We start from the raw sequence: 19,839 nt of genomic DNA on the forward strand, positions 1-19,839 counted from the left end.
GAACCCCAGCACCGCACACCAGAGGTGAACGAGATGGACCGCCCCGACGACCAGCACAGCACCGCCGGCAGCGACGCGTCGTCCGGCGGCTCCGCGCTCACCGGCCTGCTCACCGGCGCGCCCGCCCGGGCCCGCGGGCACGGCACCGGGCAGGACGGGCAGCCGGACGGCCCTTCGGCGAGCTACCCGACGCAACCGCTGCACGGCGGGTACGGCCAGCAGGGCGGTTATGTCCAGCACGGCGGTTACGTCCAGCAGTACGACCCGTGGGCCACGCCCGGCGGCCCCACGCCCCCCGGCGACGGCTCCGGCGGCGGTGGCGGCGGTGGTGGCGGTGGCCGCGGCCCGCGGCGGCGCCCGGGGTGGACGGGTGTGGCGGGTGTGGCGATCGCCGGTGCGGTCGCGGCCAGCGCCCTGACCGCCGGTCTGCTCGGCGCCTTCGGCCAGGACGCGGGCACGACGAGCACCGCGTCCTCCTCCGGCGCCACCCGCACGATCCAGGGCGTCAGCGAGACGACGGTGAACTGGCAGGCCGTGGTGGACACCGTCTCCCCCAGCGTGGTCGCGGTGGGCGTCACGTCCTCCACCTCCTCCGGGGAGGGCTCGGGGATCGTCTACGACGACGCGGGCCACGTCGTGACGAACGACCACGTCGTCAGCGGCGCCGGGACGAACGCCCGGATCGTCGTGACGCTCAGCGACGGGCGCCAGTACGGGGCCACGGTCGTGGGCACCGACCCGGCCACCGACCTGGCCGTCCTGCAGCTGCAGGACCCGCCCGCCGACCTGCAGCCGGCGACGTTCGCGGACTCCGACGAGGTCGTGCCGGGCCAGGCCGTCATGGCGCTGGGCAACCCGCTGGGCCTGGCCGGCAGCGCCACGACCGGCATCGTCTCGGCGGTGGACCGCCCGGTGCTGACGACCGCCGAGACCACCACCGAGCAGAGCCCCTTCGGCGGCCCCTACGGCCAGCAGCAGACCGCGGAGACGGTGGCGACCAACGCCATCCAGACCGACGCGGCGATCAACCCGGGCAACTCCGGCGGTGCGCTGCTGGACTCCAGCGGCCGCGTCATCGGCGTGAACTCCTCGATCGCGTCGCTGAGCTCGTCGTCGTCCTCGCAGACCGGCAGCATCGGCCTGGGCTTCGCGATCCCGTCGAACGAGGTGGCGATGATCGCCGACCAGCTGGTGGCCGACGGCACCGCCGAGCACGCCTGGCTGGGCGTGAGCCTGACCCAGGACGACCCGACGGTGACCGCCGGCGACGTCACGCGCACCGGCGCCCAGATCGCCGCGGTGACCGAGGGCACCCCCGCCGCGGAGGCGGGCGTGCGGGCCGGGGACGTCATCACGGCGGTGGACGACCAGCAGACCGCCGGGTACGAGGCGCTGACGGCGGCGATCCGCGAGAAGGCGGTCGGCAGCGAGGTGCAGGTGACCGTCGTGCGCGACGGGCAGGAGGAGACGCTGACGGCGACCCTCACCGCCCGCCCCGAGAGCTGATCGGGAGCGCTCCCGCGCGAGGGCTCGGCCGCACCCGCGGCCGGGCCCTCGCGCGTGCGGGCCCTGCCTGCGGGCGGGTCAGCGCTGCAGGTGCTCGCGCGCCAGCGGCCACCACCAGGCGGTGGTCACGGCGGGGTCGTCCAGCGGCACCGCGGCGCGCTCCTGCGCACCGGCTGCGGGCACCTCGCCGGGCGCGGGCAGCCACACGCCGTCGTGGCGCACCCGGGTGCGCCCGTCCTCGCGCCACCAGGTGCGGCGGAACCCCAGGGCGGTGCGGACGGGGGCGTGCCCGGTGCCGCCGGGGGCGGCGAGCGGCAGCCGGCCGCCGTCCAGCAGGACCCGGCCGGGGGTGACGTCACCGGGGACGTCCCCGGCGACGTCCCCGGTGACGACGAGCAGGTGGCGGCTGCCGTGCGGGGCGGGGACCCGGGCGGCGCGCACGACGTCGACGCGCACCCCGGCGAGGGAGCCGGTGCCGGTCCCCGTGCCGACCACCTTCTCGCCGCGGCGCTTGGAGGTGCGCAGCCCGGCGGCGCACAGCCTGCGCAGCAGCTCGCGGGTGGTGACCGGTTCGGCACCGCGGGCGACGGCGCGCCCGACCAGCTCGGCGGGCACGTCGTAGTGGTCACCCTCGAAGGAGCGGCGCGGCAGGCCGAGGTCGGCGGCGAAGGCGTGCAGCTCCTCCAGGGAGCGGTCGCTGGCGAGGTGGGCCCACCAGCGCCCGTGCGCGGGGTGGTCCGGCGCGTCGACGAGCACGCTCACCGCGCTGCGCTCCCGGCCCGGGGGTCGCACCGCGGGAGGCACCGGCACCCGGCGCGGGGTCGGCGCGCTGCTGGTGTGGACGACGTGGGCACCGGGGTCCTCGTGCCGCCTAGCGTCGGCCTCCCGGCGGGGAGGGACGGCTCTCCCCCACGCGGCGCGGGTGGTGCCCCGCGCGTCAGGAGGATCCCATGAGCAGGTTCGAGGTCGACAGCGCGCGCGTGGAGCAGGCGAGCGCGGCGGTCTCCGCGTCGGCGGCCAACCTGGCGAGCGAGGTGGACGGGATGATGCGGCACCTGCTGGACCTGGAGTCGTGCTGGAAGGGTCAGGCGGCCGCGGGCTTCCAGGCGCTGAGCGCGCAGTGGCGCGGCACCCAGGACCGGGTGCGCACCTCGCTGGAGGAGATCCAGCGGGCGCTGGCGCAGGCGGGCCGTCAGTACGCGGACGTGGAGAGCGCCAACGCGCGGATGTTCGCGGGCTGAGCGCCCGCCGCGCACGGCAGGAGGGGCCGGACGCCGCTCGGGTGGCGGTCCGGCCCCTCCTGGGTGATCATCAGGCGGCGCGGTGCATCGGCACCGGGCGCGACGTCGCGCTCGGCACGTTCCACCTCATCTCCAGGTGCGCGCGCCCCTTCGCGTCGCGCACGGTCACCCACTGGGCCTGCGGGCCGCGGGGAGCTCCCACCTTCTTGGCCTGGATGTCGTTCATGTGGCACCTCCCGTTCATCTGTCGTTCACCTAGAACGTACGCCGTTCATCGGCCGAAATCCAGTCAAGATCGAGTCAGAAGCGCGTCGATCAACGAATCGTGACGCTTCCGTTACCAGCGGTCACTGACGGGGAGGTGATGCGGCAGCCCCCCAAGACCCGCCGCATAGGGTGGTAGCCGTGACGAGCGTCGACCTGGGCCTGCCCTCCCTGCGCCCCGCGGGGCGAGGGAGCATCGATGCCACGGACGAACGCTTCCGCAGCGGGCCGCTGAGCGACCGGCACGGGCGCACCGCGCGCGACCTGCGCGTCTCGCTGACCGACCGCTGCAACCTGCGCTGCCACTACTGCATGCCTCCCGAGGGCCTGCCGTGGCTGGAGCGCTCCGCGGTGCTCGAGGACGCCGAGGTCGTCCGGCTGGTCACCCTGGCCGTGCACGAGCTCGGCGTGCGCGAGGTCCGCTTCACCGGCGGTGAGCCCCTGCTGCGCCGCGGCCTGGAGGACGTCGTGGCCGCCAGCGCCGCGCTGCGCACGCCCGAGGGTGAGCGCGTGCGCACGTCCCTGACCACCAACGGCATCGGGCTGGCCCGGCGGGCCGCCGCGCTCGCCACCGCCGGCCTGGACCGGGTGAACGTCTCCCTGGACACCCTGGACCCCGCCCGCTTCGCCGCCATCACCCGCCGCGACCGCCACGCCGACGTGCTGGCCGGTGCGCGGGCCGCCGCCGACGCCGGCCTGCGGCCGGTGAAGGTGAACGCGGTGCTGCTGCGCGGCACCAACGACGACGAGGCCCCCGCCCTGCTGCGCTGGGCGCTGCGCGAGGGCTACCGGCTGCGGTTCATCGAGCAGATGCCCCTGGACCCGCACGGCACCTGGCAGCGCAGCGACATGGTGACCGCCGACGAGATCCTCACCGCCCTGCGGGCGGAGTTCGAGCTGACCGCCCGCCCCGACACCGCCCGCGGCTCCGCCCCCGCCCAGACCTGGGACGTCACCGACCGCGACGGGCGCACCGGGGACGTCGGCGTCATCGCCTCGGTGACCCGCCCGTTCTGCGGCGACTGCGACCGCACCCGGCTCACCGCCGACGGCCAGGTGCGCACCTGCCTGTTCTCCACCACCGAGACCGACCTGCGCGACGCCATGCGCGCCGGCGCGAGCGACGCCGAGCTCGCCGCGACCTGGCGGGCGGCGATGTGGGGCAAGCTGCCCGGCCACGACATCGACGACCCCGCCTTCCTGCACCCCACCCGGCCCATGAGCTCGATCGGAGGCTGAGCGTGACGAGCACCGCCCAGGACCAGCACCCGGCCGCCGCGCAGCGCGTCGGCGTGCGCTACTTCGCCGGCGCCGCCGCGGCCGCCGGCGTGGAGGAGGAGCACCTCGACCTGCCCGCCGGCGCCACCGTCGGCGACCTCGTCGCCGTGCTCGGCGCCTCCCGCGGCGCCGACCTGACCCGCGTGCTGGCCGCGTGCTCCTTCCTGCTGGACGGCGTGGCCGCCGACCGCTCCGACCGGCTGCCCACCGGCGCGGTCGTCGACGTCCTGCCGCCCTTCGCCGGCGGCTGAGCGGCGTGGCGCCCGACGAGGTCGCCGCTCGCAGCGAGCGCCGCCGCGCTCTGCGGACGTGGCTGCTCGCCGAGAGCGCGTACACCGGCGGCCACCTGGCCGACGAGGTCCTGACGTTCGTGCAGGACGCCGCCGCCGACGTCCTCGGGGCGCAGGGCGTGCTCGCCGTCGGTGAGCACCTTGGCGCCACCGGCGCCGTGGGCCCCGAAGCGCTGGCCGCGCTCACCAGCGACCACACGCGCGTGGACGAGCTCCTCGACGTGGCGGCGCACGCCTGGCGCCCCGGCTCCGGCGCCCCGCGCCCCGTCGAGGACGGGCCGCTGCGGTGGTCCGCCACCGCGCCGGACGGGGCGCGCCCCGCCCCGCCGGCGCCGGCCGGTCCGGTCGGGCCCCCGGCCCAGCTGGTGGTGCTGGCGGCGTGGACCGGCGACGGGGTCTGGGACGGCCCCGGCGCCCCGGCCCGCGCACGGCCGGTCGACGTCGCCGCCCTGGGTGCGAGCGCCGCCCTCGCTGCTGCGCTCGCGCAGTGGAACGCGCTGCTCGGCGGCCCCGACGGCCCCGAGCGGGGCTGGGCCGACCCCGCCGCGCGGGCCGCGTGGGGCGCCCGCGGCTGGGAGCTGGCCCGGCGCCTGCACCGCGAGGTCCCGCACCTGCCGGTGACCTACCACGCCGAGGGGCCGATGGCCGTGGAGCCCGACGCGCCCACCTGACGCGGGGGCTCAGGCCGCGAACGGCGCCGGGTCGAAGGTGCCGTTGCGCTCGCGGAACGCCGTGGCGGTGTCCGGCCACAGCAGCGTCAGCCGGCCGCTGCGCGGGTCCACGTACCAGTTCGAGCAGCCGCCGCGCAGCCACACCGTGCCCGCCGCCCGCTCGTCCAGCGCACGGGTGTAGCGCCGCTGCGCCTCGGCGGTGACCTCCAGCGGCCCGCCCGTGCGGGCCAGGTGGTCCAGGGCGCCCAGCAGGTACCCCAGCTGGCTCTCGATGACGTGCACGGCGGAGTTGTGCCCCAGCGCGGCGTTCGGGCCGTCCAGCACGAACATGTTCGGGAAGCCGTGCACCACGGTGGAGGCGTGCGAGACCATCCCGCCCGCCCACGCCTGCGCCAGGGTGCCGGTGCGGCCGGTGACGAGCTGCGCGTACGGCTGGGCGGTGGTGGTGAAACCCGTCGCCAGCACCAGGGCGTCCAGCTCGGTGCGGGTGCCGTCGGCCGCCACCGCCGTGCGGCCCTCCAGCCGCTGCAGCGCCGAGGGCACCCACCGCACCCCCGGGCGCTGCAGCGCGGGGTAGAAGTCGTCCGAGAGCAGCACCCGCTTGCAGCCGACCTCGTAGTCCGGCGTCAGCGCCGCGCGCAGCGCCGGGTCGCCCACCTGGGCGGCCAGGTGCTCCAGGGCGCGCGCCCGCAGCTGCGCCAGCTGCTCCGGGTCCCGGTGGCGGGCGGCGATGCCGGTCTCCATGCGCGCGAACACCTCCTCGCGCAGGCGCCGCGCGGCTCCCGGGTCGGCGGCGAAGGCGGCGCGCTCGGCCGGCGAGTAGGGCCGGTCCTCGCGCGGGACCACCCAGGGGGCGCTGCGCGCGAACACCGTCAGGTGCGCGGCGCGCCGGGCCAGCTCGGGGACGATCTGCACGGCGCTGGCACCGGAGCCCACCACGCCGACGCGCGCGCCGTCCCAGCCGGCGTCCTCGCGCCAGCGCGCCGAGTGCACCACCGGGCCGTCGAAGGAGCTCAGCCCCTCCACCCGCGGCGGGCGCGGCTCGGTGAGCCGGCCGGCGGCCAGGACCAGCACGCGCGCGCGCAGGCGCCCGGCGCTCGTGACGACGTCCCAGCGCTGGGCGCCGGCGTCCCAGCGCGCCGAGCGCACCGGCGTGCGCAGCCGCACCCGGTCGGCGACCTCGGCGGCCACGTCCCGCAGGTACCGGTGGATCTCCGCGCCGGGGGCGAAGACCCGCGACCAGGACGGGTGGGGGGCGAAGGAGAAGGAGTACAGGTGGGCGGGCACGTCGCACGCCACCCCGGGGTAGGTGTTGTCGCGCCAGGTGCCGCCGACGTCGCCGGCGCGCTCGAGGACGACGAAGGACTCCCGGCCCCGGCGCGCCAGGAGCACCGCCGCACCGATGCCGGCGAAGCCCGCGCCCACGACGGCGACGTCCACCTCCTCGACGCGCGCTCCAGCGCCGCTCACGCCACCGCTCACGCCGGGACGGCGGCCGGCTCCGGCGGACCGGCGGGGTCGCCGTAGCGGGTGGTGCGCCGGCGCACCCCGCGCCCCAGGGACGCGGCCAGGCGCTGCACGTCGGCGCGGGTCAGCGTCAGCCCCTGCTCCTGCCCGGCCGCCGGGTCCAGCTCGCCGTCCAGGAGCAGCCCGCCGAGGTCGTCCGCTCCCCCGGCGAGCAGCTGCACCACCAGGTCCTCGCCCAGCTTCGGCCAGGGCGCCTGCACGTGCTCGATCCGCCCGGCCAGCAGCAGCCGCGCCACCGCCGTCACGGCCCGCACCTCCCGCGCGTCCGGTCCGGGCCGGCACCCCGCCGGCAGCGCGGCGCCCGGCGGCGGCACGAACGGCATGGGGATGAACTCGGTGAACCCGCCGGTGCGCTCGGCGATCGAGGCCAGCAGCCGCAGGTGCGCCACCTGCTGGGCCGGGGTCTCCACGTGCCCGTGGACCATCGTGGCCGTGGACGTCAGGCCCACCTCGTGCGCGGTGGTGATCAGCTCCACCCAGCGGGCCACCGGCAGGTCGGGGCGGCCGGCCAGGCGGGCGCGCACGCCGTCGTCGAGGATGCGCGCGGCGGTGCCGGGCACCGAGCCCAGACCCGCCTCGCGCGCGGCCAGGAGGAACTCGCGCGGGCTGCTGCCGCGCCGCTCGGCGGCGTCGGCGACCTCCGCGGGCCGGAAGGCGTGCAAGTGGATCCCCGGGGCACCGGCGGCGACGTCGCGCACCAGGTCCAGGTAGCCGTCGGCGGGGGCCCCCGGCGGCAGCGGCCCCTGCGCGCACACCTCGGTGGCGCCCAGGCGCTGCGCCTCGGCGGCCAGCTCGCGCACCCGGGCCCGCGCCGCGGGAGTGCCTGCGCCCACCCGCTCGGTGTCCAGGTTGCGGTTGACGACGTAGGTGACGTCGTGGCCGGCACGCTGGGCGCGCACGGCGTCGGCGATCGCGCACAGCTCCTCCAGCGCGGGGCCGTCGGCGCCGAGCAGGGCCGCGGCGTGCGCGTCGCTCAGGCGGGCGGGGTCGGCGGCGGCGGTGCGCAGCGCGGCGCTGAGGTCGGCGGTGGGCACGCGGCGAGGCTAACCCGGCGCGCCCGCACCGGCGCCGCGGGCCGTCAGGGGCAGTCGACCCACTCGGAGGTGCCGTCGGTGAAGCGCTGGTGCTTCCACACCGGCAGTTGCGCCTTGACCTCGTCGACCAGGCGCGCGCAGGCGGTGAACGCCTCGGCGCGGTGCGCGGCGGAGACCGCCACGGCCAGCGCGACGTCGCCGACCGCCAGGTCGCCCAGGCGGTGGCTGACGGCCACGGCGTCCACGTCGGTGGCGGCGGCCACCTGCGCGACGACCCGGGCCAGCACGTCCCCGGCGCTGGGGTGGCCCACGTAGCGCAGGTCCCCCACCCCGCGGCCGCCGTCGTGGTCGCGCACGACCCCGGCGAAGGTCACCACGGCGCCGGCGGCGTCGGCCGCGACCAGGGCGGCGTGCTCAGCGACGTCCAGGGCGTCGGCGGTGACCACCGCCCGGACCACCCGGCGGGCGGGCGCGTCGAGGCGGGAGGTGTCGGGTGCGGTCGCCACGGGGTCAGCGTAGGGGCGGGGGCCCGGGCGCGCCGCGGTGCGCCGTGGGGGAGACTCCCCGCGTGGTGGACTCCGGGACCTGGCGGGTCGTCGTGCCCGTCAAGGGCGGCGGTGCCGCCAAGACGCGGCTGGCCCTGCCGCCCGGCCCGCGCCTGGCCCTGGCCACGGCGATGGCGCTGGACTGCCTGGAGGCCGCGCTGCGCTGCGCCGCGGTGGCCCGGGTGGTGTGCGTCAGCGACGACCCGCGGGTGCGCGCCGCCGCCGCCGGCCTGGGCGCGCAGGTCCTGCCCGCCGGCGGCCCGGGCCTGGCCCGGGCCGTGGACGCCGGGCTGGCGGTGCTGGCCCCGGGCCCGACGGCCGTGCTCGTCGCCGACCTGCCCGCCCTGCGCCCGCAGGACCTCGGCGCCGCCCTGGACGCCGCCGCGGCGCACCCCGGCACCGTGCTGGTGACCGACGCCGACGGCGACGGCAGCGTCCTGGTGGCCCGCCGCGACGGCCCGCCGCCGCACCGCTTCGGCGCCGCCTCGGCCGCCGCGCACCGCGCCGCCGGGGCGCACCCGCTGTCCCCGCCGCTGGCGAGCCTGCGCCGCGACGTGGACACCCTGGAAGCGCTGCGCGAGGCCACCGCCCTGGGCGTGGGGCCGCGCACGGCGGCGGCGCTGCGGGGCGCCGCGCTCCCCGTGACCCCCTGCGCCTCCTGACCGCCCACCCCGGCCCCTCGATCCCCGGAGGACCCCCCGTGACCAGCACGCCGCTGCCCGCGCCGCACCGCCGCGCACCCGCCCCGCCGCCCACCGCACCGCCCGACCCGTCGCCCGCGCCGGAGCCGCGGCGGGTCCGCTCCGCCCTGGCGGCCGCCCGTGCCGGGGAGCTGGGTGCCCAGGACGCGGAGGTGCTGCTGCACGCGCGCGGCGCGGACCTGGCCGCGCTGTGCGGGCTCGCCGGGCCCGTCCGCGACGAGGCGATGGCCCGCGCCGGGCGGGCCGGGGTGGTGACCTACTCGCGCAAGGTGTTCGTGCCGGTGACGCGGCTGTGCCGCGACCGCTGCCACTACTGCACGTTCGCGACCGTGCCGGGCCGGGTGCCGTCCGCGTACCTGGAGGAGGAGCAGGTGCTGGCGATCGCCCGCTCCGGGGCCGCCGCGGGCTGCAAGGAGGCGCTGTTCACGCTGGGCGACGCCCCGGAGGACCGCTGGGGTGCCGCCCGCCGGTGGCTGGACGAGCGGGGTTTCGCCACCACCCTGGAGTACGTGCAGCACCTGGCGCGCCGGGTGCTGGACGAGACGGGGCTGCTGCCGCACCTGAACCCCGGGGTCATGACGTTCGAGGCGCTGCGCTCCTCGCGAGCGGTGGCCCCGTCGATGGGGATGATGCTGGAGACCACCGCGACGCGGCTGTGGAGCGAACCCGGCGAGGTCCACTTCGGCTCCCCCGACAAGGACCCCGCGCTGCGGCTGCGGGTGCTGCACGACGCCGGGCGCGCCCGGGTGCCGTTCACCACGGGGATCCTCGTGGGGATCGGCGAGACACCGGCCGAGCGGGTGGACTCGCTGCTGGCGATCCGCGACGTCGCCGCCGAGCACGACGGCGTGCAGGAGGTCATCGTGCAGAACTTCCGGGCCAAGGACGACACGGCGATGCGCGGTGCCGACGACCTCGGCCACGAGGAGTACCTGGCGGCGATCGCCGTGGCGCGGCTGCTGCTGGGGCCGGCGGTGTCGCTGCAGGCGCCCCCGAACCTGTCCGACCCCGGTCAGCGCGAGGAGCTGCTCGCCGCGGGGGTGGACGACTGGGGCGGGGTCTCCCCCCTGACGCCGGACCACGTGAACCCCGAGCGCCCGTGGCCGCAGCTGGACGACCTGGCGGCCACCACGCGCGGCGCGGGGTTCCGCCTCGCGGAGCGCCTGACGGCCCACCCCCGTTTCGTGCTGGACGCGCTGGGCGGCAGCGGCGAGTGGGTCGACGCGGCGCTGCACGCGCCGCTGGCCGCGCTGGCGGACCCGGCCACGGGCCTGGCGCGCGAGGCGGCCCTGCCGGTGGGGCGGGTGGCGTCGTGAGCACCGAGCCCGCTCCCCCGTCCGACGCCGAGGTGCGCATGGCGCGCTTCGCGGCGACGCAGCTCGGGCGCGAGGCGACGCCGGAGTTCTCGGAGTTCTCCGACAGCTCCGGGCGCCGCTGGCTGGACGTGCTGACCGTGCGCGAGGCGCCGCGCCCCGGGCACGTGTCGGTGTCCACGCTGTCGTTGCACCGCTGGGTGAACCTGGTGGGTTCCGGTGCGGACCGGCACGACGAGCGGGTGGAGCTGGTGACGGTGCTGGCCGGGGTGGACGCCGACGACGCCGCGGCCCTGCTGGTGGCCAGCGCGTTCACGGCGGTGGCCGAGGCGTGGCCGGTGCGGGCGGGCGCGGTGTTCCCCGGTGTGGTGGGGGAACTGCTCGGCACGGGTGCGGAGCACCTGCTGCTGACCGCGCCCGGGCTGTTCCCGCGGCTGGCGCGCTACCGGCTCGACGAGGCGGTGCAGGTGCGCTGGCTGCAGGCGGTGCCGATCCACGAGGTGGAGCGGGAGTTCCTGGACGGCCACGGCCTGGACGCGCTGGAGGACCGGTTCGCCGCCGCGGAGATCGCGGTCGCCGACCCGGCCCGCCCGCCCGTGCCGCTGGGCTGAGGGGCACTGGCGTCGGGGACGCCGGGCCTGGAACCCCGTGCGGCTGTCACAGCCTTGCGTCAGAGTGCCCGGGTGAGCACTCGGCACCACAGCCACGGTTCATCGCCGCCGGAACCCGACCGGTTGCCCGCTGACGACAGCCGGAAGCAGTACGCCCGGCTCGTCGGGGAACCGTCGACGGTGCTGTGCGTCTGGAACGACGACGACTGGGCGCTGATGAGGTCCGTTCCGCGCCCACCTCTCCAGTGCTTCCACGTGGGGTGCGGGGTCCGCCTGGAGAGCGTGCGTCGCTCCAGCGGGTTGCGCTTCCTCAGGTGCGCTCGGGGCGGGCAGGACTGCGGTCACGTGAGGGCAGGGGCTAGGGCGGTCCTCGAACCAGGTGACGCACCGACTGGTGCAGTGCGCACGAGCGTCGGTGGCGGTGGCCCGATGTCCGTGGAGCACCGCTGGCTGCAAGAGCGGCTGCGCAGGGTGTGCGAGGACCTCGGGTACGAGGCGCACTTGGAGGACTCCGCCACGCACGCCGACGTCTACCTGCCCAGCGCCCGCTTCGCCCTGGAGGTGCAACGCTGGCCCACCGACGTTCCCGCGCGCACTGCAGCACGGGAGGCCCTGGGGGCGGAAGTCGTGTGGTTCTTCACCGACGTCGCCTCTGGGCGCACCGTGCACGAGGCCGTGCGTGAGCACCGGGCCGTCCGCCTGTCGGTGGCACCCGAGGGCGACCGGTACTGCACGATGCCGGTGCTGCCGTGGGAGGAACCAGACCTGCCGAGTCCGCAGGAGGTGCGTCTGGCCCGGTCAGAGGCCCGGCGCAGCGCTCGTCTGTACGTCCACGGCAACGTCCTGGTGCGCAAGGACGACGGCCGGCTGACCGCCAGATCGTGGTACCGCCCGGACGGCGGCGGCTGGTGCGAGCGCCCGATGCGGCTCAGCGCACGGACGTTCCTCGACGAGGTTCTGGGGGGAAAGCGCACGTGGGTCCCGGCGGGGACCAGAGGGCTGCCACGTGGCTTGGACGGTGGCGCGTGGATCCGCCGGGAGGACCTGCCGGCGGCCACAGGCACCAGCCCGTCCACGAGCCGGAACCGGTGGCACCCTCCTCAGCCGACTGCCCCTGCGCACGGTCTGGACGGACCGCCGCCGACGCTGTCGGCAGAGCCGGCGAGCCCACTGGTGGAGCTCACCACCCCGCCGGCACAGGTGGACGCACCCGTGGCGAACCCTCGGGGACGAACCTCCGAGCCGGTCACCCCGTCCACCCCGGTGCTGCAGGTGGACGTTCGAGAGGGTCCACGCCCGCAAGGCGTGCTGCGCCGCGTCCTCGGCGTCCTCCGCGTGTTCCAGCGTCGAGACTGACGCTCCCGGGCAGGGGTGAACGCTCAGCCGGTCAGGCCGATCCGGTCGGTGAAGGCGTTGGCGAACTTCCCCGCCGGGTCGTGGCGGGCCACCAGCGCACGGGCGTCGGCGAAGCGCGGGTACAGCCCCGCCAGGGTCGCCGCGCCCGCGGTGAACAGCTTGCCCCAGTGCGGGCGGGCGCCCAGCGGCAGCAGGGCGTCCTCGACGCTCTCCAGTGCCGCCAGCACCTCCGGCTGGCGCTGCTTGAAGGTGAAGTGGAACGCCACCGCGTCGCGCTGGTACGACGAGGACAGCCACAGGTCGTCGGCGGCGACGGTGCGCACCTCGCACATGTGCAGCAGCGGGGCGATCGACGGGCCCAGGCGGCGCAGCTCCGCGACGGCGGTGAGGACGTGGGCGCGCTCCACGAGGTACTCCGCCTGCAGCTCCTCGCCGTTGCTGGGCTGGAAGCTGAACCGGAAGTGCGGCAGCCGCTCGTGCCAGGGCCCGGGCACGCCGAGCTGCTCGGTGGCGTTGAGCACGTCCACCTCCGGCAGCGGGTGCAGCGGCTCGTTCGCCCGGTGCGCGCCGAACAGCTCCGCCGGGGCGTCCGCGGAGTCGGCCAGGCGCGTCTTCAGCCACACCTGCGCGGTGTCCTCGCCGACCCAGGTGGTGTAGACGCTGACGCTGTGCGCGGCGGAGGTGACGGCGTCGAAGTTGCGCGTGAACGCGTCGAAGGACAACCCGGAGTAGACGTCCTGGCGCACCTCGTAGGTGGGCACGACGTCCAGTTCCAGCGCGGTGACGACGCCGAGGGCGCCGAGGGCCACGACGCTGCCGGCGAACTCCGCGTCCCCGCGCTCGGTGCGGCGCCGCTCGCCGTCGGCGCCGACGAGTTCCAGCGCCCGCACGTCGGCGGCGAGGTTCTGCGTGCGGTCGCCGGAGCCGTGCGTGGCGGTGGCGACGGCACCGCCGACGCTGATGTGCGGCAGCGAGGCCATGGTGCGCAGGGCCCACCCGGCGTCGTGCAGGCGCTGCGCGAGCACGCCGTAGCTGGTGCCCGCGCTGACGCGCACGCTGCCCGCGGCGGCGTCGACGTGCACCTCGGTGGGCAGCGCCTGGAGGGTGACCAGGTCGCCCGGGGAGTCGGCGACGTCGTTGAAGCAGTGCCGGGTGCCCAGTGCGCGCAGCCGCCCGGTGCGCACGACGAGCTCCTGCAGCTCCTCGACGCTGCGGGGCCGGTGCAGGCGGGCGGCGGTGTAGCGGTGGTTCCTCGCCCAGTTCAGGCCGGGTTCGCCGGTGCCGGTGGACGACGTCGTCGCGGTGCTCACCCGCGCACGGTAATCGATGCACACGGGGGCCGGGCGGCAACGCCGCGAGGGCGGCCCCCCTGGTGGAGGACCGCCCTCGCGGGTGGTGCTGGTGGTGCGGCGGGACTCAGAAGTCCATGCCGCCCATGCCGCCGTCGCCGCCGGCAGCGGCCGGGGCCGCCTTCTCCGGCTTGTCGGCGATGACGGCCTCGGTGGTCAGGAACAGGCCCGCGATGGAGGCGGCGTTCTGCAGCGCGGAGCGCGTCACCTTGACCGGGTCGTTGATGCCGGCCTCGAGCAGGTCCACGTACTCGCCGGTGGCGGCGTTGAGGCCGTGACCGGTGGGCAGGTTGCTGACCTTCTCCGCCACGACGCCGCCCTCGAGGCCGGCGTTGATGGCGATCTGCTTCAGCGGGGCCTGGATGGCGACCTTGACGATGTTCGCGCCGGTCGCCTCGTCCCCGACGAGGTCGAGCTTGTCGAAGGCCAGCACGCCGGCCTGGATGAGGGCCACGCCACCACCGGCGACGATGCCCTCCTCGACGGCCGCCTTCGCGTTGCGAACGGCGTCCTCGATGCGGTGCTTGCGCTCCTTGAGCTCGACCTCGGTCGCCGCGCCGGCCTTGATGACGGCCACGCCGCCGGCCAGCTTGGCGAGGCGCTCCTGGAGCTTCTCGCGGTCGTAGTCGGAGTCGCTGCGCTCGATCTCGGCGCGGATCTGGCCCACGCGGCCGGCGATGGCGTCGGCGTCGCCGGCACCCTCGACGATCGTGGTCTCGTCCTTGGTGACGACGACCTTGCGGGCGCGGCCCAGCAGGTCGAGGTCCGCGGTGTCGAGCTTGAGGCCGACCTCCTCGGAGATGACCTGGCCACCGGTGAGGATGGCGATGTCGCCGAGCATGGCCTTGCGGCGGTCGCCGAAGCCGGGGGCCTTGACGGCCACGGACTTGAAGGTGCCGCGGATCTTGTTGACGACCAGGGTCGCCAGGGCCTCGCCCTCGACGTCCTCGGCCACGATCACCAGCGGCTTGCCGGACTGCATGACCTTCTCCAGCAGCGGGAGCAGGTCCTTCACCGTGGAGATCTTGGAGTTCAGGATGAGGATGTACGGGTCCTCGAGCTCCGTCTCCTGACGCTCCGCGTCGGTGACGAAGTAGGGCGAGATGTAGCCCTTGTCGAAGCGCATGCCCTCGGTGAGCTCGAGCTCCAGGCCGAAGGTGTTGCTCTCCTCGACGGTGATGACGCCTTCCTTGCCCACCTTGTCGAGGGCCTCGGCGATGAGCTCGCCGATGGAGGCGTCACCGGCGGAGATGCCGGCGGTCGCGGCGATCTGCTCCTTGGTGGTGACCTCCTTGGCGGCGGCCACGAGCTGCTCGGTCACGGCCTCGACGGCCTTCTCGATGCCGCGCTTGAGGCCCATCGGGTTCGCACCCGCGGCCACGTTGCGCAGGCCCTCGCGCACGAGCGCCTGGGCCAGGACGGTCGCGGTCGTCGTGCCGTCACCGGCGACGTCGTCCGTCTTCTTCGCGACCTCCTTGACCAGCTCGGCCCCGATCTTCTCGTACGGGTCCTCGAGCTCGATCTCCTTGGCGATGCTCACACCGTCGTTGGTGATCGTGGGGGCGCCCCACTTCTTCTCCAGGACGACGTTGCGGCCCTTGGGGCCGAGCGTCACCTTGACAGCGTCGGCGAGCTGGTTCATCCCGCGCTCGAGACCGCGACGGGCCTCTTCGTCGAAGGCGATGATCTTGCTCATGCCTGGTGTTCCTCCCAGAAGACGGGCGGTGGGTGGCCGGAGCGGTGCCCGCGACGGACGACCGGCGGCGACGGGGTCACGTCCCCCGCGCGACCGGCCTCACCGGTCCGGCCCGGAGCTTTCGCTCCCGGGTCGAGGTGCTGCTGGTGCTGTCACTCTCGACTCGAGAGTGCCAGCGCCAATGTTGGCACTCTCCCCCTCCGAGTGCAAACCCCCCGGCGCTCTCCGGACCTCTGCGCCGCGCCGGTGCACGCTCACCCGGACGGCGTCTGGTGTCCCGAGCGAACCGGTGGGACCGTCGAAGGACCGCTCCGGCCCACCCCGAGGGCCGGCCCCCGCGTGAGGAGAGACGTGTCCGAGCTGCCGCTGCGGATCCAGGCGCTGAAGACGCGCCGCACCGACGACCTGTCGGGCGAGTACCTGCTGGACCCCACCCACAGCCGCATCGGCTTCGTCGCCCGGCACGCCATGGTCACCAAGGTGCGGGGGCAGTTCACCCGCTTCGAGGGCCGCGCCCACCTGGACTTCGCCCGGCCGGAGGCCTCGAGCGCGCAGGTCCTGATCGAGGTGGCGAGCATCGACACCCGCGAGCCGCACCGCGACGAGCACCTGCGCACCAACGACTTCTTCGACGCCCCCGCGCACCCGCGCATCGGCTTCCGCTCCACGCACGTGCAGCCGCTGGGCGGCAGCGACTACCGCGTCACCGGGGACCTGACCATCAAGGGCAGGACCCGCCCCGTCGCCATCGACTTCGAGCACACCGGCGCCGCCAAGGACCACTTCGGCACCACGCGGGTGGGCTTCGAGGGGTCGACGAGGATCGACCGCCGCGACTGGGGCGTGGTCTGGAACGCACCCCTGGAGACCGGCGGGGTGCTCCTGTCCGAGACCGTCCTGCTGGAGTTCGAGGTGTCCGCGGTGCCGGCACCCGCCGCCTGAGCGCCGGTGGCCCGCCCCGCGGGGCGGACCGCCGGCGCCGGACGGCTCAGAGGCCGCGGACGTTCTCGGCCTGCGGGCCCTTCTGGCCCTGCCCGACCTCGAACTCGACGCGCTGCCCCTCCTCGAGGGAGCGGTAGCCGTCGGCGGAGATCGACGAGTAGTGCACGAAGACGTCGGCGCCGCCGTCGTCCACGGTGATGAAGCCGTACCCCTTCTCGGCGTTGAACCACTTCACGGTGCCCTGAGCCATTGCGTTCTCCTGGGTGGTGCAGCGAGCGGGACGTCCCCGGCATCGCCCGGGGGCGGGTCTCACGCTGCCCGCGGCGGTGAGGCCGTGGGCGACGCCCGACGTGCCGGCCCCGGGGAGGACGTGCTCATCGAACTGATCGACCGCTGCCCAGGTTAGTGCGGGGAGGGGCCGTTGGGGCAGGGTTCACCCGGGCGGATCCGCGGGAGCCGCGGGACGGCTCACAGCAGCCCGGTCACGCCGCCGAGCAGCCCGTCGGCGAGGCGGCGCACCGCGAGCACCGCCCCGGCCACCACGAGCAGCACCAGCACCGACCAGGCCAGCACCACCAGCAGCACCCCCGCCGGCCCGCGGCGGGTGCGGTGCGCGCCCCGGCGGGCGGCCAGCTGGCGCGGGCGCTGCTGCTCCCGGCGGCTCAGGGCTGCACGCCCAGGCGGCGCGCCGAGCGGGCGCGCTGGCGGCTGGAGCGCATCCGGCGCAGCCGCTTGACGAGCATGGGGTCGTGCTCCAGCGCCTCGGGGGTGTCGATGAGGGCGTTGAGCACCTGGTAGTAGCGCGTGGGCGTCAGGTCGAACAGCTCGCGCACCGCCTGCTCCTTGGCCCCGGCGTACTTCCACCACTGCCGCTCGAAGGCCAGGAGCTCGGCGTCGCGGCGGCTGAGCCCGCTGCCGGCCCCGGGCTGCCCGGCGCCCTCCTCGCGCGCCGTCGCGCCGACCTGCACCTGCGACCCGTCCACGACCCGCCCCTTCCTGACGACGCCGCCCACTCTAGGAGGCCCCTCCGACACCCGCCGGTCGCGGCGCGCGGGGCGGGGCGGGGCGCGCTAGCGTCCCGGCGTGCCCCAGCAGACCCCGCGGACCGAGCCGCTGCCCGACCCGGCGGGCCTGGGCATCGACGACCTGGAAGCGGGCTGGGCGCGCGCCCTGGCCCCGGTGCGCCCGCACCTGTCGGAGCTGTCGCAGCGCCTGGCCGCCGAGCCCGGCCCCTGGCTGCCGCGCCCCGAGCACGTGCTGCGCGCCTTCCGCCAGCCGTTCGAGGACGTGCGGGTGCTGCTGGTCGGGCAGGACCCCTACCCCACGCCCGGTCACCCGATCGGGCTGGCGTTCGCCGTCGAGCCGCACGTGCGGCCGCTGCCGCGCAGCCTGGTCAACGTCTACCGGGAGCTGCGCGAGGACACCGGCGTGCAGCCGCCCGAGCACGGCGACCTGACGGCCTGGACGCGCTCGGGCGTGCTGCTGCTGAACCGGGCGCTGACCGTGCGCGCCCGCGACGCCGGCTCGCACCGGCGCCTGGGCTGGCAGGCCGTGACCGACGCGGCGGTGACCGCGCTGGCCGCGCGCGGCGGCCCGCTGGTGGCGCTGCTGTGGGGCCGCGACGCGCAGTCGGTGCAGCCGCTGCTGGGCGACGTGCCCGTCGTGGCGGGCGTGCACCCCAGCCCGCTGTCCGCCTCGCGCGGCTTCTTCGGCTCGCGGCCCTTCAGCCGCGTGGACGCCCTGCTGCGCGAGGCCGGCGGCGACGGCGTCGACTGGCGCCTGGACCCCTGAGCCGCGACTCCTGAGCCGCGCCCCGGGCCGCGCCCCCTGGGCGCAGCCGCGCCCGCCGGACACGGCACGATGCGCCCCATGGACGCACCCACCGCAACCGTCAGCCGCACGCCCTTCGGGCGCACCCGCCGCGGGGAGCCCGTGGAGCGCTGGGAGCTGCGCCTGCCCTCCGGGGCGAGCGCCGAGGTCCTCACCCGCGGCGCGGCGCTGCACCGGGTGCGGGTGCCCGACGCCGCCGGGGCGCTGGGCGACGTCGTGGTGGCCCTGCCGGACGTGGCCTCCTACGAGGCCGCCGAGGGCTACCCGGGCGCGGTCGTGGGCCGGGTCGCCAACCGCCTGGGCGGCGGGCGCTTCAGCGTCGACGGGGTCGAGCACCGGGTGCCGGTCAACGACGGCCCCAACGCGCTGCACGGCGGCGCGGAGGGCTTCGACCAGCGGGTGTGGGACGCCGAGGAGGTCAGCGGCGGCGAGGGCCCCGCGGTGCGGCTGACGCTGCGCAGCCCGGACGGCGACATGGGCTTCCCCGGCGAGCTGACCGCGCAGGTGACGTACACCCTGGCCGAGGACGCCGACGGGGTGCGGCTGCGGCTGGAGCACCGCGCCACCACCACCGCGCCGACGCCGGTGAACCTCACCAACCACGCGTACTTCACCCTCGACGGGCCCGGCACGGTGGAGGAGCACGTCCTGCGGCTGCACGCCTCCCGGTACGTCCCCGTCGGGGAGGACCTCATCCCCACCGGGGAGCTGCGCGACGTCACCGGCACGCCGTTCGACTTCCGCACCCCCACCCGGCTGGGCGAGCGGCTGCGCGACGCCGACGAGCAGCTGCTGCGCGCCAGCGGCTACGACCACTGCCTCGTGCTGGACGACGCCGGCACCGGGGAGCGCACCGTCGCCGAGCTGAGCGGCCCGCGCAGCGGCCGGCGCCTGCGGGTGCGCACCGACGCGCCGGGCCTGCAGCTGTACACCGGCAACTTCCTCGACGGCGCCTGGCGCACGGTCGAGGGCCGTCCGGTGCGCCAGGGCGACGCGCTGTGCCTGGAGACGCAGCTGCTGCCGGACGCGGTGAACCGGCCGGCGTTCACCGGGGGCGGGCTCGGCGAGGCGGTCCTGCGCCCGGGCGCGGTGTTCGCGACGAGCACGACCTTCGTCTTCAGCGCCTCCTCGGGCGACTGAGGGCGCGAGCGGCGGGCCCCGGCGGCGGGGCCCGCCGCTCAGGCGCGCCGGACGGTGAGGGTCGGCGGCGTGCGCAGCGTCTGGGCGATGACGCAGTACCGCTCCGCCAGGGAGACCATCTTCGCCTCGGTCTCCTCGTCGGCGTCGGAGGTGAAGTCGAAGGTGACGGTGACGTCGGTGATGCCGACGGGGACGGAGCGGTCCACGCCGAGGGTGCCGCGGGCGTCCCAGGTGGCCTCGGCGGTGACGCTGGCGCCGCGCAGCTGCACGCCCATGGCGGTGGCGACGCTGCGCAGCGTCACCCCGGCGCAGGCCGCGACGGCCTCGCAGAGCATGTCCGCCGAGCACGCCTCGGTGCCGTCGCCGCCGGCGGCGGGGTGCAGCCCGGCGCGGGTGGTGCCGGCGAAGCCGTCCACGGAGACCCCGATGGACTGCCCGTCCAGGACCGCCACGGCCCGGGCGGGCACGGCCGCGGAGCCGGGGTCCTCGCGGTACTTGTCCTTCAACGGCTTCTGCAGGGCCCTGAGCTCGGTCGCGTCCACCGG

21 protein-coding genes and 1 pseudogene are annotated in these 19,839 nt (G+C 76.3%); 12 read left to right on the top strand and 10 right to left on the bottom strand.

Annotation, left to right across the window (positions count from 1 at the left end; genetic code table 11):
* The first annotated feature begins 33 nt into the window (after positions 1-33).
* Complete coding sequence (locus ACRYR9_RS07110) at positions 34-1,506, top strand: S1C family serine protease (RefSeq protein ID WP_432493848.1); 1,473 nt, start codon at positions 34-36, stop codon at positions 1,504-1,506.
* Positions 1,507-1,584: 78 nt separating this feature from the next.
* Here the strand turns inward: ACRYR9_RS07110 and ACRYR9_RS07115 are convergent, their stop codons facing one another.
* A complete protein-coding gene (locus ACRYR9_RS07115) occupies positions 1,585-2,268 on the bottom strand; it encodes a DUF4031 domain-containing protein (protein ID WP_432493846.1) in 684 nt (227 codons plus the stop codon).
* 188 nt (positions 2,269-2,456) lie between these two features.
* On the opposite strand from ACRYR9_RS07115, the gene ACRYR9_RS07120 reads away from it, so the two are divergent.
* Positions 2,457-2,747, top strand: coding sequence for a WXG100 family type VII secretion target (locus ACRYR9_RS07120; protein ID WP_432493844.1), 291 nt, complete (start codon positions 2,457-2,459; stop codon positions 2,745-2,747).
* A 70-nt stretch (positions 2,748-2,817) separates the two neighbouring features.
* Here ACRYR9_RS07120 and ACRYR9_RS07125 read toward each other — a convergent pair whose 3' ends face one another.
* Positions 2,818-2,973: a hypothetical protein gene (locus ACRYR9_RS07125; RefSeq protein WP_432493842.1), complete on the bottom strand. Its 156-nt coding sequence runs from the start codon at positions 2,971-2,973 to the stop codon at positions 2,818-2,820.
* Between the two features lie 209 nt (positions 2,974-3,182).
* Here ACRYR9_RS07125 and moaA point away from each other — a divergent pair, with 209 nt between their 5' ends.
* The 3 genes from moaA to ACRYR9_RS07140 are packed head-to-tail and all read left to right on the top strand — an operon-like array spanning position 3,183 to position 5,250.
* Positions 3,183-4,250 (top strand): GTP 3',8-cyclase MoaA, encoded by a 1,068-nt coding sequence (moaA, locus tag ACRYR9_RS07130; RefSeq protein WP_432493886.1) that lies wholly within the window; start codon positions 3,183-3,185, stop codon positions 4,248-4,250.
* Positions 4,251-4,252: 2 nt separating this feature from the next.
* Positions 4,253-4,540 carry a MoaD/ThiS family protein gene (locus ACRYR9_RS07135; RefSeq protein WP_432493840.1) on the top strand — a complete coding sequence of 96 codons (288 nt, stop codon included), beginning with the start codon at positions 4,253-4,255 and terminating at the stop codon, positions 4,538-4,540.
* A 5-nt stretch (positions 4,541-4,545) separates the two neighbouring features.
* Positions 4,546-5,250 carry a hypothetical protein gene (locus ACRYR9_RS07140; RefSeq protein ID WP_432493838.1) on the top strand — a complete coding sequence of 235 codons (705 nt, stop codon included), beginning with the start codon at positions 4,546-4,548 and terminating at the stop codon, positions 5,248-5,250.
* A gap of 9 nt (positions 5,251-5,259) precedes the next feature.
* Here the strand turns inward: ACRYR9_RS07140 and ACRYR9_RS07145 are convergent, their stop codons facing one another.
* Genes ACRYR9_RS07145 through ACRYR9_RS07155 form a run of 3 tightly spaced genes read right to left on the bottom strand, consistent with a single transcriptional unit; the run spans position 5,260 to position 8,317 of the window.
* On the bottom strand, positions 5,260-6,720 hold the full coding sequence (locus ACRYR9_RS07145; RefSeq protein WP_432493836.1) for a flavin-containing monooxygenase: 1,461 nt from the start codon (positions 6,718-6,720) through the stop codon (positions 5,260-5,262).
* Positions 6,721-6,728: 8 nt separating this feature from the next.
* Positions 6,729-7,811 carry an FO synthase gene (locus ACRYR9_RS07150; RefSeq protein ID WP_432493834.1) on the bottom strand — a complete coding sequence of 361 codons (1,083 nt, stop codon included), beginning with the start codon at positions 7,809-7,811 and terminating at the stop codon, positions 6,729-6,731.
* A 44-nt stretch (positions 7,812-7,855) separates the two neighbouring features.
* Entirely contained in the window at positions 7,856-8,317 is a 462-nt protein-coding gene (locus ACRYR9_RS07155) for a molybdenum cofactor biosynthesis protein MoaE (RefSeq protein ID WP_432493832.1), read from the bottom strand.
* Positions 8,318-8,379: 62 nt separating this feature from the next.
* On the opposite strand from ACRYR9_RS07155, the gene cofC reads away from it, so the two are divergent.
* The 4 genes and pseudogenes from cofC to ACRYR9_RS07175 all read left to right on the top strand — a co-directional run bounded on the left by cofC (position 8,380) and on the right by ACRYR9_RS07175 (position 12,337).
* Positions 8,380-9,018, top strand: a complete 639-nt coding sequence (cofC, locus tag ACRYR9_RS07160; RefSeq protein WP_432493830.1) for a 2-phospho-L-lactate guanylyltransferase — start codon at positions 8,380-8,382, stop codon at positions 9,016-9,018.
* 53 nt (positions 9,019-9,071) lie between these two features.
* A pseudogene (gene cofG / locus ACRYR9_RS07165) lies at positions 9,072-10,361 on the top strand (7,8-didemethyl-8-hydroxy-5-deazariboflavin synthase CofG); the annotation flags it as partial.
* Positions 10,362-10,369: 8 nt separating this feature from the next.
* A complete protein-coding gene (locus ACRYR9_RS07170) occupies positions 10,370-10,981 on the top strand; it encodes a suppressor of fused domain protein (RefSeq protein ID WP_432493828.1) in 612 nt (203 codons plus the stop codon).
* Between the two features lie 399 nt (positions 10,982-11,380).
* The gene (locus ACRYR9_RS07175) at positions 11,381-12,337 is read left to right on the top strand and encodes a hypothetical protein (RefSeq protein WP_432493826.1); all 957 of its coding nucleotides are present in this window, start codon (positions 11,381-11,383) and stop codon (positions 12,335-12,337) included.
* A 23-nt stretch (positions 12,338-12,360) separates the two neighbouring features.
* On the opposite strand, the gene ACRYR9_RS07180 is transcribed toward ACRYR9_RS07175, so the two are convergent.
* The gene (locus tag ACRYR9_RS07180) at positions 12,361-13,647 is read right to left on the bottom strand and encodes a D-arabinono-1,4-lactone oxidase (protein WP_432493824.1); all 1,287 of its coding nucleotides are present in this window, start codon (positions 13,645-13,647) and stop codon (positions 12,361-12,363) included.
* Positions 13,648-13,753: 106 nt separating this feature from the next.
* Positions 13,754-15,382, bottom strand: coding sequence for a chaperonin GroEL (groL, locus tag ACRYR9_RS07185; protein ID WP_432493822.1), 1,629 nt, complete (start codon positions 15,380-15,382; stop codon positions 13,754-13,756).
* A gap of 351 nt (positions 15,383-15,733) precedes the next feature.
* Here groL and ACRYR9_RS07190 point away from each other — a divergent pair, with 351 nt between their 5' ends.
* Positions 15,734-16,324, top strand: coding sequence for a YceI family protein (locus ACRYR9_RS07190; protein ID WP_432493820.1), 591 nt, complete (start codon positions 15,734-15,736; stop codon positions 16,322-16,324).
* 46 nt (positions 16,325-16,370) lie between these two features.
* On the opposite strand, the gene ACRYR9_RS07195 is transcribed toward ACRYR9_RS07190, so the two are convergent.
* The gene (locus ACRYR9_RS07195) at positions 16,371-16,574 is read right to left on the bottom strand and encodes a cold-shock protein (protein ID WP_432493818.1); all 204 of its coding nucleotides are present in this window, start codon (positions 16,572-16,574) and stop codon (positions 16,371-16,373) included.
* A gap of 412 nt (positions 16,575-16,986) precedes the next feature.
* Positions 16,987-17,292, bottom strand: a complete 306-nt coding sequence (locus tag ACRYR9_RS07200; RefSeq protein WP_432493884.1) for a DUF3263 domain-containing protein — start codon at positions 17,290-17,292, stop codon at positions 16,987-16,989.
* A 115-nt stretch (positions 17,293-17,407) separates the two neighbouring features.
* Here ACRYR9_RS07200 and ACRYR9_RS07205 point away from each other — a divergent pair, with 115 nt between their 5' ends.
* Together ACRYR9_RS07205 and ACRYR9_RS07210 are read left to right on the top strand one after the other, a co-directional pair.
* The gene (locus ACRYR9_RS07205; RefSeq protein WP_432493816.1) at positions 17,408-18,115 is read left to right on the top strand and encodes a uracil-DNA glycosylase; all 708 of its coding nucleotides are present in this window, start codon (positions 17,408-17,410) and stop codon (positions 18,113-18,115) included.
* Between the two features lie 78 nt (positions 18,116-18,193).
* Positions 18,194-19,294 carry an aldose epimerase family protein gene (locus ACRYR9_RS07210; RefSeq protein ID WP_432493814.1) on the top strand — a complete coding sequence of 367 codons (1,101 nt, stop codon included), beginning with the start codon at positions 18,194-18,196 and terminating at the stop codon, positions 19,292-19,294.
* 38 nt (positions 19,295-19,332) lie between these two features.
* Here ACRYR9_RS07210 and ACRYR9_RS07215 read toward each other — a convergent pair whose 3' ends face one another.
* Positions 19,333-19,836 carry an OsmC family protein gene (locus tag ACRYR9_RS07215; RefSeq protein WP_432493812.1) on the bottom strand — a complete coding sequence of 168 codons (504 nt, stop codon included), beginning with the start codon at positions 19,834-19,836 and terminating at the stop codon, positions 19,333-19,335.
* Between the last annotated feature and the right edge of the window lie 3 nt (positions 19,837-19,839).

Source organism: Kineococcus auxinigenes, assembly GCF_050871525.1.
Classification (GTDB): domain Bacteria; phylum Actinomycetota; class Actinomycetes; order Actinomycetales; family Kineococcaceae; genus Kineococcus.